This is a genomic window from Halobiforma nitratireducens JCM 10879 (genome assembly GCF_000337895.1).
GTDB lineage: Archaea > Halobacteriota > Halobacteria > Halobacteriales > Natrialbaceae > Natronobacterium > Natronobacterium nitratireducens.
This window is the reverse complement of the sequence record NZ_AOMA01000003.1, coordinates 93,050-105,199: the sequence shown is the minus strand read 5'-3', so window position 1 is coordinate 105,199 and position 12,150 is coordinate 93,050. Positions and strand designations below refer to the sequence as shown.

Genomic DNA, 12,150 nt, shown 5'->3' with positions numbered 1-12,150 from the left:
TCACACTATCCACCGGATTTCTCTGACTGGTAGTCACAACGATATCTAGTCAGACGGCGCTACACTCTGCTAAACTAGAACGGATGGTCGTTCACCACTGCGTCCCTGGTGAGACACCTCGAGAACGACGGTCGGTTTGCCGGCCGGGAGCCTCGAGCGACGTTCTGGCACCAGATTCGGGTTCGTTCAGAACCGTACCGGTTCGGTCAGAACGGTATAGTAGCCACTGCACGTCAGTGCGCACCTGCTCGCCAGACGGATCGGCGATCAGTGTGCAAATCGTTGCAGTTGGTACTACAGACACGAGAAATCCGACGAAGCCACGGCTGGGGCCAGTTCGGGTCAGCAGTCGAGGAACGAATCTCGAGCGCTACCGGTGCGATCGTGCCGACGGTCGGTCCCGTCCTCGCCGACTTCTCGAGGTCCCGGCTTCGAGCAGCATCGGTGGCACCGAACCCGCTTCCTCGCCGTGGTTTCTCGTACCGATGCCGGGTCGATTCGCAACGCTTATACATCCGTCCGACAGTAGGTGTAAGTGCAGCAGGGCGCTGGTAGTGTAGTGGTATCACGTGACCTTGCCATGGTCACAACCTGGGTTCAAATCCCAGCCAGCGCATTTCTCCGAACACAACGTCACGAGCGTCGCGAAGCGACGCGTACCAGCATACTTCTCCGAACTCGAACTCGCAAGCGACATACCCGTTGTAAGTCCACGTAGCTGGAGGAAGCAGTTCGTTCTCTGCGAACGAATCCGTGAGCGACGGACCCACGTCGAGACCCAGCGACGAGTCCGCAGGTCTGACTCACTCCACCACGAATGGTTCACGAATGACTACTATTCCGGTAGGCGGTTTGTTTTTATGCCAGAGAAAACTATGGGGCAGTAGACGATCGACCACCTGATAGCAATGCAAACTGAAACTCCCCTCCACGACGACACCGACGAGCCCCAGTACGACGAGCAGAACGAGCGGTACGTCTACCAGCACGACACCGACGGCCCGGCGACGATCACGACGACTATCGTCCACGCGCTCACGTCGATCACGGATACTGACGTCTCGCAAGGCGAGTTCTCGCTGTACGACAGCATCGATCCGGACGCCCTGGATCGGCTGTTCCGCCCCAAAGCCGACGGCACCGACCGCACCGGCGGCCACGTCGCCTTCACCGCGCTCGAGCACGAAATCTACGTCTACGCGAACGGGGATGTCATCATCTACCCGCCGTCGACGCCCAGTCATCCCTCGACGTGACGGGAGGGCTCGTCGTCGCTACGGCGTGAGGTCGGCGATCGGACGGCAGCGGTCAGCGGCCCGGCTTGTTCTCGCTCTCGGGAGTCGCACAGACATGGTCAGGGTTTAGCACCCCTGCTGCCCTCGATACCGGTATGACGGTCATCGCACTGTTGAGCGTCGCACCGGTAATCGAAGACAGCATGGCCGACGACATCGCCGACGCCGTCGACGCCCTATCGGAGTACGACGTCGAGTACGAGACCAACCCGATGGGGACGGTGATCGAGGCCGACGACGCAGACGAGTTGTTCGCCGCCGCTCAGGCGGCACACGAAGCCGTCGACGCGGACCGCGTCAGCACCGTTCTGAAGATCGACGACAAACGAGACCGAGACGCGTCGGCCGCGGGGAAAGTCGACGCCGTCGAGGAGGCACTGGGACGACCGCCAACGAGCCGCGAGGAGTAGTTCGCCGTCGAGCCTCGAGAGCGAGTTCAAATCGGTCACCTCGAGCAGACCCTGTTCGGGTTACCGGCTCGAACTTGAGACTCGAGACTCGAGACCCGAGCCACCGGGAAAGGAACATTCAACCCGCTGGCAGCCGTGCGGGCGCACATGGAACGGACGACGCTCGAGGTCAGCGGGATGTCCTGTAGCGGCTGCGAAGAAAACGTCGTCGACGCGCTCGAGGCGCTGTCGGGCGTCTCGTCGGCGACGGCCGATCACGAGGCCGGCGAGGTGCGGGTCGAACACGACGGTGACGCCGTCGACGAGGCCACTATCGGCAACACGATCGAAGACGCGGGGTACGAGCCGGCTGTCTGAGGCGGACTGTCAGGTACGCGTCGGATCGCGGCCACGTCGACGGTGGTCGACGAAAACGCCGGCGACGAAGGCGGCTAAAACTGACAAACTGTTTTACGCCGGAGGCTGAAGTGTGGCCATGGAAAGTCTGAACCGGATGGCGATCGAGCTCGTCGACGAGGCCCTCGACTACGCCGAGGAGTTGAACATCGGTGGCTACGACCTCGAGAACGAGGCGTCGGTACTGGACTTCGGGATCGACTTCGACGGCGGTGTCGAAGCCGGACTGCTGTTGACCGAGATCCAGACCGCCGGAATGGCGACCCCGAGCCACGAACTCGGGGCGATCGACGGCGCACCGATTCCGTACATCGAACTGACGACCGACCAGCCGGCCCTTTCGCTGCTTTGTTCCCAGAAGGCCGGTTGGGAACTGACCACGGAGGACTTCGAAGGGCTCGGCAGCGGACCCGCGAGGGCGCTGGTCGCCGAAGAAGACGAGTTCCGCCGGATCGGCTACACCGACGCGTTCGACCTGACGGCGCTTGCCGTCGAGACCGACGAACTGCCGACGGAGTCGGCCGCCACGCAGGTCGCCGACCTCGCCGAGGTCGAGGAAAGCAGCGTGTTCCTGCTGGCGTACTCGACCGCGAGTCCGGTTGGGAGTATCACGAACGCCGCGCGTGCGGCCGAACTCGCGACGTTCCGGCTGGCTGAACTCGGATACGACCCACTCGATATCGTCTCCGCAACCGGCCGGGCACCGGTCGCACCGGTTGCCGGCGACGAGCGGACGGCCATCGCGCGCACGAACGATTCCATCGCATACGGAGGGACCGCACACCTCACCGTCCGTGAGGACGCCGATATCTTCGACGCCGTCCCCTCGACGGCCGCGGAGGACCACGGGCGGCCGTTCGCCGACGTGTTCGACGATCTCGAGTGGGAGTTCGACGAGGTGCCCGCGGACCTGTTTGCGCCAGCCAAGGTGACGATCGACGTGCTCGGCGGCCCGACGTACGTCCACGGTGAGACGAACGAGGACGTGCTCGTCGACTCCTTCGGGCTCTGACCGCTAGAGTTCACGACGGAAGCGTCAGGACGGCGCGGGCGGATGCTGGGCTGAATCGATCCAGAACTCCTCGATGGCCCGAGCCATCGAGGTGAACTCGGCGGGATCGTCCGGCTTGCTGAGATAGGCGTTGGCGGCTCGCTCGTAGCTCTCGACGACGTCCTCGCGGGCCTCGGAACTCGAGAGGACCAACACCGGGGGCGGCGGGTGGTCGAATTCGGCACTGAGCGTCTCGAGAATAGAGAACCCGTCGACCCGGGGGAGATTCAGATCGAGGAGAACGAGGTCGGGAACGTCGACATCGGTGTCGTCGTCGGCGGCGTCGGCGTCGGCGGCACAGGACCGGAGATGCTTCGAGGCGGCTTCACCGTCCGTGAGAACGTGGAACTCGATGTCGGTGTTCGTCGAGCGAAACGCCTCCTTCGTGAGGCGTACGTCCCCGGGATTGTCCTCGATGAGCAGCACGTCCACCGGTTCGTCGGGTGTGTAGTTACTCACAGAAAGGGGTAGGGTGAACGTGCGCGTAAGACTACCCCCTATACACATTGGACCCGCAGTCGTGAGGGCGTAATCACCCGACACGCGTTCGGTCGGGAGCGCGCTCGGTTCTCGGAAAACGCGGGCCCGTGACCGTCGGCCGGATCACTCCATCGGCGTCACGTCCGTGACCGTCCCGACCCCCTTGCTGCGTCCCTCGCGGAAGACGAACTTCTGGCCTTCCTCGACGAGGTACGGACGGAACTTGAACCGGACGGTGGTCTTCCCGGTGTCACCGGGAAGCAGACGCCCGTTTTCCGGGTAGAACGCGGCGGCCTCGCCGATGGTCTCGAGGTGGACGACTGGTTCGTACCCGTCGCCGATCCGCGTGGGGTGGTTGAGGACCATCACTTCGGCCTCGAACTCGCGGACCGGGTCGGGATCGGCATCCCGTGGGAGAAGAACCATGCCGCGTTCGATAGCGCGTTCTTTGATCCCTTTCAGCGCGATGCCGACGATCCGGCCGGCCTGGGCCTCGTCGACCCGGTGGTAGTGCATTTCGATCGAGCGGACCTCGACCTCCTGGAACCGACCGTCGGACATCGGTCCCAGCAGGAGTTCGTCGCCGGCCTCGACCTCGCCGGCCATCACCGTCCCGGAGGCGACCGCACCGACGCCGGTGACCGAGTAGCTGCGGTCGACGTACATCCGGAACTCGCCGCCGTCCTCGGCCGTCTTGGGGAGCCGGTCGAACAGTTCGTCCAAGGTCTCGAGGCCGTCCATCGTGATCGCGCTCGTTTTGACGATGGGGACGACACGCTCGCTGATCTCCTCGACGGCAGCGTCGACCCCGTGGCGAGAGACCCGCAGGGGGGATTTGTCGACATCCCGCAAGAGCGCCTCGACCTCGCGTTCGACTTCCTCGACCCGCTCTTCGCTGACCGCGTCGGTCTTCGTAATCGCGACGATGGTGGGGAGGTCGGTGGCGAGCAACACGCCGAGGTGCTCTCGGGTCGTGCGCGTCGGGCCATCGTCTGCCGCGACGACGAGCAACCCGTAGTCGAGTTTCTGCCCGACGAGCCCACGGATCGTCGTGCGCAGCCAGGGTTCGTGACCGACGGTATCGACGAACGAGACCAGCCGATCCGCGCTCTCGACGACAGCCGCGCGATCGGATTTCCGGTTGGGGTTGCGTACCCGAACCGGCCCGTCGTCGTCGAAGCCGTAGACCGCATACGAGAGGTCCGCGGAGAGCCCCCGCTCGACTTCGTGTGGCTGTACGTCGAGGTACGATCGCGTCGCGCCGTCGCCATCGTCCGGGTTCCCCGTTACGAGCGAACCGACGAGCGTGCTCTTCCCGTGGTCGACGTGGCCGGCCGTCCCGACCACGACGTGTTCGTCGTCGGTCTCGAGGACGCCGCCCTCCTGGATTACAGCGACGCCGACCAGTCCGTCCTCGATGCCCCACGTCTGGACGTCGTCGATGTGAGCGTCCGCCTCCTCGGCGAGCAAGGAGAGTACGTCCATCGTCTCGGAGAAGGTGTCCGGATCGATCCCGGCCAGACCGCCGTCGTCGGTGACGCCGACGACGTAGGTCGCTTCGCCGTCGCCGGAGAGCAGTCGGTGTCGTAACTGCGCCGCCAGACTTTCGCGTCGCCCACCCTCGAGGTGGACGTCCCGTGAGAGTCGTTCCTTGAATTCGACGCTGCCACCGTCCTGTTCGCCACGTTCCAGGGCCCGCTCGAGGAGGGCCCGGTCACGGCTCATAGGGGCCGGTAGCGGCCCACACGGCAAAAGCTTTCCCGTCGTATAATAACACAATCCACGATATGTTCCGGGAAGCGGAGCTATCGACGTCGTTTGGCTCCACCTATTTCCCGGGTCAGACCCACGAGCGAGTATGGACACCGCCGTCGTCTGGTTTCGCGACGACCTTCGGCTCACCGACAATCCGACCCTCTCGAGGGCCCTCGAGGCTGCCGAGCGGATCGTCCCGGTGTACGTCTTCGATCCACGTCGGCGCGGCGAGACGCAGTACGACACCCCGAAGCTCGGGCCACACCGCGCCCGGTTTCGCCGGGAGAGCGTGCTCGATCTGCGGACCCGTCTCCGTGAACGTGACGGCGACCTGCTCGTCGAGACCGGGCACGTCGAGGACGTGATTCCGGAGCTCGTCGATCGGTACGACGCCGCGGCCGTGTACGCACAGACGAAGCCGGCGACGGAGGAACGATCCCGCGAGCGAGCCGTCCGACGGGCGTTGCCCGGCGACGTCGACCTCCGCAGTCAGTGGACGCACACGTTGTTTCACCCCGAAGACCTCCCGACGGCAGTCGACCGGATCGACGACACCTTCACGCCCTGGCGACACGAGGTCGAGGCGGAGGCGACGCCACGGAAACCGGCTCCAGCCCCGGAATCGGTCCCGACGCCGGCCGTCGATGCCAGCACAGTGCCGACGCTCTCGGCGCTCGGATTCGACGACCCGCCGGCAGACCACCGCGCCGTCCTCCCGTTCGAAGGCGGAGAATCCGCCGGGAAGCGTCGACTCGAGGCGTACGTCTGGGAACGGGACTGCCTGCGGACGTACAAGCAGACCCGCAACGGACTGCTAGGGGCTGATTACTCCTCGAAGCTCTCGGCGTGGCTCGCTGCGGGGTGTCTCTCGCCGCGCTGGGTCCACCGTGAGGTCCAGCGCTACGAGCGGGAGCGCGTGGCAAACGAGGACACCTACTGGCTCGTCTTCGAGTTGCTGTGGCGTGATTTCTTTCAGTTCCAGTTCGCCAAACACGGCGACGATTTCTTCACCGAGACCGGCATTCGGGACATCGAGAAGCACTGGCAGCGGGACCGTGCGGCGTTTCGCCGGTGGACCAAGGGGGTGACCGGGGTCCCGTTCGTCGACGCCAACATGCGCGAACTCGAGCGCACGGGCTACGTCTCGAACCGCGGCCGACAGAACGTCGCCTCCTTTCTGACCGACGCCCTCGAGATCGACTGGCGGTGGGGCGCTGCCTACTTCGAGGCGCAGTTGGTCGACTACGACGTGGCCTCGAACTGGGGCAACTGGGCCTACCAGGCCGGCGTCGGCAACGATTCCCGCGACGGCTACTTCGACGTGCTGTGGCAGGCCGGCCGCTACGACCCCGACGCCGACTACGTGACGACGTGGCTCCCCGAACTCGAGGGGCTGCCGCCGGAGTACGCCCACCGACCGTGGCGGTTGAGCGATGCCGACCAGGACCGCTACGGAATCGACCTCGGCGTTGACTACCCCGAGCCGATGATCGACGTCGAAGCCAGGTTCGACCAGTTGGACGAGCGCTGATCGTCCACACCTTTCTGTTGGCGGACTGTACGGTCGGCCATGTTTCGTCGTGCCCGCGAGTTCGGTCCGGCGGTGCTGGTTCCGTTCGCCTGGACGTTCGTGCTCGTGGCTCACCTCGAGGTCGTCTCCGAGTACACCGTGTTCGTCGCCCACGTCGTGATGGGGGTCCTGCTGGCCGGCTTTGCCCTCACGGGATACGGCGACATGCAGGAGGGTGCGTTGCGCGTCTGGTGGACCATCATCGTCGTCGGAACGGTAGTCACCGCCTGCGGTGCGATCGGACTCCGGCTCGAGCCCTCGAACGCGTCGTTGCTCGCCGTCGCGCTGTTCGGCTGGATGGTGCTTCCGGCCGTCGGGTTCGTCGACACGGGCCGCCGGGTCCATGCCGGTCGGTGGATCTACGCGCTCGGGACGGCGGGGTGTCTGGTCGGTGCGGCGCTGTACGCCGGCGGACTTCTCGGCGCGCTCGAGGAACTCCGCTTCGCCGGGCTGGTACTGGTCGGCGTCGGGCAGACGGCTGGGATTCTGGACGCGGCGATTCGATACTGAACCGTGGCTGTCACGCCTGTGTTGGGCGGCAGTCTCCGTGGAGAGAAGGCGCTCGAGTTGAGCTGCCCGTCTCAGACTCAGAGGTCACCGACTGTCGCACGTTCGCGCAGGTCGGCGACTCGAGCTTCGATCGCCTCGAGCTCGCCGGACTCCCGTTTGCGGTCGACGTGGGAGTAGAGCATCGCCATCCGGTGGTTCGACCGGAGGTCGTCCTCGTTGCGCGCGAGAAAGTCCCAGTAGAGGGCGTTGAACGGGCAGGCGTTCTCGCCGGTCGTGGCGTCCTCGTCGTATGGACACTGCGTACAGTAGTCCGACATCCGGTCGACGTAGTTCGCCGAAGAGACGTACGGTTTCGTCGCGAAGACGCCGTGGGCGTACTGGCCCATCTCGACGACGTTCGGCGTCGTCACCCAGTGGTAGGCGTCGACGAACGTCGCGTGGAACCACTCGTTGAGCTGGCTTGGCTCGACACCCCACAGGGTCGCGAAGTTCGCGAGCACCATGAGCCGCTGGATGTGATGGGCGTAGCCCCGGGCGTGGACATCGCCCACTGTCTCGCCGAGACAGGCCATCTCGGTCTCCCCCGTCCAGTAGCACTCGGGTAAGTCACGGGTGGCCTCGAGCTGGTTCGCCGCCGCGAGATCGGGCATCGTCCGCCGGTAGACGTGCCGGACGAACTCGCGCCAGCCGAGGACCTGCCGGATACAGCCTTCGGCCGAGGGGAGGTCGACGTCGGCGCGTGTTTCGGAGGCCGACTCGATGGCCTCGCACACCTCGACCGGGTGGAGCAATCCGAGATTCAGCGCGGGCGAGAGCAGCGCGTGGCTCATCGCCCAGTCGTCGCCGGACATCGCGTCCTGGTACGGGCCGAACGTCGGGAGCCGGTGCTCGAGGAAGTGCCGGAGGGCGAGACAGGCCTGCCGGCGAGTTACCGGCCAGCGGAACCCGTCAGACCGACCCCAGGCGTCGAACTCCTCGGCGACCCACTGGGCGGTTCGTTCGGTGACGTCGTCGTACTCGAACGTGGGTACCGGCGGTGCCGTCCAGTCGTCCGGCGGCACCTCCCGGTTTTGCTCGTCGTAGTTCCACTCCCCGCCGAGGGGCTGGTCGCCGTCCACCAGAATACCCGTCTCGCGGCGCATCCACCGGTAGAACTGCTCGTGGGTGAACCGTTCGTCGTCTCCGGCCCACTCCTCGAACGCTCCACGCGTGCTGACGAAGGAGTCGTTTTCGACGAGTTTGAGCCGTCCGCCCGCAGCGTCGACGAGCTCGTGCAGCCGCTCGCCGGAGCCGTCACTCGGCGACGGCATCGCTACCAGTGTCACCCCGGGGTTTTCGTCGAAGAACGCCGATAGACCGTCACTGAAGGTATCGGCCTTCACGTAGTGGACCTCGTATCCCGACTCGCGGAGACGGTCGCGAAACCGACGCATCCCCGCGAATACGAGCGTCAGTTTGTGATGATGGTAGGGCAATCGGCGAGCGAAGTCGTGGGCCTCGATCAGGAGAACGCCGCTCCCGTCGGGCGCTCGAGCGAGCGGTCCCCATCGTTCGGTCAACTGTGTCCCGAGGAGCCAGGGGACTTCGTCTTCGGCTATCGAGTAGTCGGGTGACTCGCCGACGATCGGTCCGTCCATACCTGGTGTTGGCTCGTGACTCGTAAAGTTCCGGGTTGCAACCACGTAGGATCGTCGACCCGACCGGAGGAGTGTACCACTGCAACTCCAGCCGGGACGTGACGTCCGACGGTCGAGATGCCAGTCCTCGGGCACGGAACACTGGCTTCGAGCGACCTAGCGAACTGGCTCGAGGCGATCAGCGTATTCCGGGCGTCGACCTGGCTCGGTTTGAAGAGTCTCGAGCCCCTACGATCGGTATGAGCGTCAGCGGCCTCTGTCAGATCTGTGAATCGCAACCGGCCCAGGAGCGATGTGACAACTGCGGGACGCTGGCCTGCGAGGCCCACTACGAGCGCGGGAAGGGGCTGTGTGCCGACTGTGCGACCCGCGCCGACCCCACCGACCACCAGGACGTCGACATCCATCGGTTCTAGTCCGTGACCTCGATTCGTGACCTGCTTGCGGAGGCGGTCGGAGTGAGGGAAGTCGTCCGGGTTCGACGTTCGGTCGGTGACGACGACCGAACCGCCGGTCGGCTGTTCGTCGAACATCCGCGCGACGAGAGCCCCCTGAATATCGCTATCGTCGAGGGACTCGACCGGCTCGAGGACGGCGAGGTGGATCGACCGTCGGGTACCGCCGAACTCGAGGTGGAAATACTCGACCGTACCGTCGACGGCCGGGCAGCGGGCCGTCTCGTCGACATCCACTGGATCGACGGCGGGTAGCCCGGTTCACGAGCGAGGGGTCAAAGTGCTCCGCCGTCCGCAGGAGGCGACGGCCGGGTTCGATGCCCGTACCAACGCCCCTATACTGACACAGTCCTGCGGTCCGACCATGCACGCGCCCGTGCCGGAGTACGAGCCGACGGAGCTGTATGCCGAGGCCGAGGCGTTCGTCCGGCAGTGTTACAGCGAGCTCGGACGAGACGACGAGATCGAGGATCGGCTCACCGAGGTCCGTCGATCGATTGCCGAGTCCGGCCACTACGAACACACGCCCGCAGAACTCGAGTACGGCGCGAAACTGGCCTGGCGCAACAGCAACCGCTGTATCGGACGGCTGTTCTGGGAGACACTGGACGTGATCGACGCCCGCGATCGGGACACCGCCGAGGGCGTCTACGACGCGCTCTGTGGCCACCTCGAGCAGGCGACCAACGGCGGCGACATCCGGCCGACGATCACGCTCTTCGAACCGATGATCCGCGGCCGCCGGCAGGTACGGCTCTGGAACCACCAGCTGATCAGGTACGCCGGTTATGAGACCGACGACGGCATCGTCGGCGATCCCGCAGAGGTCGAGTTCACCGAGTACTGCCAGTCTCGCGGGTGGGAAAGCGAGGAGACCGAGTTCGACGTATTGCCGTGGGTGATCCAGATGGAGGATCGAGAGCCGGAACTGTTCGAGGTACCCGAGGACCTCGTCCTCGAGGTTCCGATCGAACACCCCGAGTACGACTGGGTCGCCGATCTCGGACTGCAGTGGTATGGCGTGCCGGTCGTCTCGAACATGCGCCTCGAGATCGGCGGGCTCCAGTATACGGCCGCACCGTTCAACGGCTGGTATATGGCGACCGAAATCGCGGCGCGGAACTTCGCCGACGAGGACCGGTACGACATGCTGCCCGCGGTCGCCGAGCGGCTCGGGCTGGAGACGACCGACAACCGGGCGCTGTGGAAAGACGAGGCCCTGGTCGCGCTGAACCGGGCGGTGTTGCACTCCTTCGAGCGCGACGGCGTGAAGATCGTCGACCACCACACGGCCGCCGAGCAGTTCGAGGCGTTCGAACGCCGCGAGGAGGACGCCGGACGGGAGGTGACCGGGGACCGATCCTGGCTTCTCCCGCCGATGTCTTCGGCGACGACCCACGTCTTCCACAACGAGTACGACGACACGGTGAAGACGCCGAACTTCTTCTACCGGGAGTCTCCCTACGAGAAGGACACCGGAACCTGAGGAGTTCGAGTGCCGAAGGTGAACCGCCTCGGCCTGCTCCGCCTGTAGAGGATGCAGCCGCGATCCCCTCCTCGATCAGCGATACTGGTTCAGCCGTTTCTTGAGCCGTTTCGCCGCCTGCTCGCTGGCCTTCGCGAACCCCTCCCCCTGGTTTTCGCCGGCGAAGATGATCCCCCGCGAGGAGTTGACCAACCCAACGCCGTCGGCGAGGCCGTACTCGACGGCCGCCTCGGCGTCGCCACCCTGTGCGCCGATCCCCGGCACAAGGAACGGCAGGTCGGGGACCTGCTCGCGCAGTTCCTCGAGTTCCTCGGGTTTGGTCGCGCCCACCACGAGCCCGACGTTGTCGTTCTCGTTCCACAGGTCCGCCAGCGCAGCGACGCGCTCGTAGACCGCCTCGCCGGTCTCGAGTTCCAGGTCCTGCAGGTCTTCTCCGCCGGGGTTGGAGGTCCGACAGAGGACGAACACACCGGACTCCTCGTCGGCCAGGAACGGCTGGAGCGAATCACGGCCCATGTAGGGGTTGACCGTGATCGCGTCGACGTTCTCGAGGACTTGCGCGTACTGGCGGGTCGTGTTCCCGATGTCGGCCCGCTTGGCGTCCAGCAGGACGGGGACGTCCTTCCCGTGGGCGTAGGCGATCGTCTCCTCGAGAGCGCGCCAGCCGTCGGGGTCCTCGTAGAAGGCGGCGTTGGGTTTGAAGACGGCGGCGTGTTCGTGAGTCGCGTCGATGATCCGTCGATTGAACGCCCAGCGGGGCAGATCGTACTCCTCGAGGTGGTCGGGAATCCGTTCCGGGTCCGGGTCGAGGCCGACGCTGACGACGCTGTCGACCGCTCGAATCCGGTCGTGCAGCCGATCGAAGAAGTTCATGGAAGCGAGTGAAGCGGCGACGGTCGAAAAGGTTGCTATACAGGGCGGTGGCGCGGACCGAGCCGCTGTGAGTCGGTGACGAACCGTTGGTCGACGGCCCCAAAGGACGGCCGTCGGACGCCGACGGCCGACAGACTGTGGCCGCGAGCGAGCCGGGTAGAGTGGACGTGGCAGTCAGACGTTGCCAGTCAGTGAAACGCTCGGATCGTTCGGTACGACCGCATCGAGCGTA

General features: G+C 65.4%; 13 protein-coding genes and 1 tRNA gene. 10 read left to right on the top strand and 4 right to left on the bottom strand.

The features are described 5' to 3' along the window. Positions 1–545 precede the first annotated feature (545 nt). From C446_RS00605 to mch, 5 genes are all read left to right on the top strand, one after another. Positions 546–616, top strand: a tRNA-Gly gene (locus C446_RS00605). A 292-nt stretch (positions 617–908) separates the two neighbouring features. After that, a complete protein-coding gene (locus tag C446_RS00600) occupies positions 909–1,256 on the top strand; it encodes a HalOD1 output domain-containing protein (protein ID WP_006671099.1) in 348 nt (115 codons plus the stop codon). Between the two features lie 134 nt (positions 1,257–1,390). Further along, the gene (locus C446_RS00595; protein WP_006671098.1) at positions 1,391–1,705 is read left to right on the top strand and encodes an MTH1187 family thiamine-binding protein; all 315 of its coding nucleotides are present in this window, start codon (positions 1,391–1,393) and stop codon (positions 1,703–1,705) included. Between the two features lie 147 nt (positions 1,706–1,852). Beyond that, positions 1,853–2,062, top strand: coding sequence for a heavy-metal-associated domain-containing protein (locus C446_RS00590; RefSeq protein WP_006671097.1), 210 nt, complete (start codon positions 1,853–1,855; stop codon positions 2,060–2,062). Between the two features lie 118 nt (positions 2,063–2,180). Further along, positions 2,181–3,113, top strand: coding sequence for a methenyltetrahydromethanopterin cyclohydrolase (mch, locus tag C446_RS00585; protein WP_006671096.1), 933 nt, complete (start codon positions 2,181–2,183; stop codon positions 3,111–3,113). Between the two features lie 24 nt (positions 3,114–3,137). Here mch and C446_RS00580 read toward each other — a convergent pair whose 3' ends face one another. Together C446_RS00580 and C446_RS00575 are read right to left on the bottom strand one after the other, a co-directional pair. After that, entirely contained in the window at positions 3,138–3,611 is a 474-nt protein-coding gene (locus tag C446_RS00580) for a response regulator (RefSeq protein ID WP_049919947.1), read from the bottom strand. Positions 3,612–3,755: 144 nt separating this feature from the next. Then, positions 3,756–5,357, bottom strand: a complete 1,602-nt coding sequence (locus C446_RS00575; protein WP_006671094.1) for a GTPBP1 family GTP-binding protein — start codon at positions 5,355–5,357, stop codon at positions 3,756–3,758. 133 nt (positions 5,358–5,490) lie between these two features. Here C446_RS00575 and C446_RS00570 point away from each other — a divergent pair, with 133 nt between their 5' ends. Further along, complete coding sequence (locus C446_RS00570; RefSeq protein WP_006671093.1) at positions 5,491–6,918, top strand: DASH family cryptochrome; 1,428 nt, start codon at positions 5,491–5,493, stop codon at positions 6,916–6,918. A gap of 39 nt (positions 6,919–6,957) precedes the next feature. After that, positions 6,958–7,467: a hypothetical protein gene (locus tag C446_RS00565; RefSeq protein ID WP_006671092.1), complete on the top strand. Its 510-nt coding sequence runs from the start codon at positions 6,958–6,960 to the stop codon at positions 7,465–7,467. 77 nt (positions 7,468–7,544) lie between these two features. On the opposite strand, the gene C446_RS00560 is transcribed toward C446_RS00565, so the two are convergent. After that, the gene (locus C446_RS00560) at positions 7,545–9,104 is read right to left on the bottom strand and encodes a cryptochrome/photolyase family protein (protein ID WP_006671091.1); all 1,560 of its coding nucleotides are present in this window, start codon (positions 9,102–9,104) and stop codon (positions 7,545–7,547) included. A gap of 239 nt (positions 9,105–9,343) precedes the next feature. Here C446_RS00560 and C446_RS19210 point away from each other — a divergent pair, with 239 nt between their 5' ends. The 3 genes from C446_RS19210 (at position 9,344) to C446_RS00550 (ending at position 11,045) form a co-directional block, all read left to right on the top strand. Further along, positions 9,344–9,520, top strand: coding sequence for a hypothetical protein (locus tag C446_RS19210; RefSeq protein WP_006671090.1), 177 nt, complete (start codon positions 9,344–9,346; stop codon positions 9,518–9,520). Between the two features lie 3 nt (positions 9,521–9,523). Further along, entirely contained in the window at positions 9,524–9,814 is a 291-nt protein-coding gene (locus C446_RS00555; RefSeq protein ID WP_006671089.1) for a hypothetical protein, read from the top strand. A gap of 109 nt (positions 9,815–9,923) precedes the next feature. Next, positions 9,924–11,045, top strand: coding sequence for a nitric oxide synthase oxygenase (locus tag C446_RS00550; RefSeq protein WP_006671088.1), 1,122 nt, complete (start codon positions 9,924–9,926; stop codon positions 11,043–11,045). 75 nt (positions 11,046–11,120) lie between these two features. Here C446_RS00550 and pyrF read toward each other — a convergent pair whose 3' ends face one another. After that, complete coding sequence (pyrF, locus tag C446_RS00545; protein WP_006671087.1) at positions 11,121–11,918, bottom strand: orotidine-5'-phosphate decarboxylase; 798 nt, start codon at positions 11,916–11,918, stop codon at positions 11,121–11,123. Between the last annotated feature and the right edge of the window lie 232 nt (positions 11,919–12,150).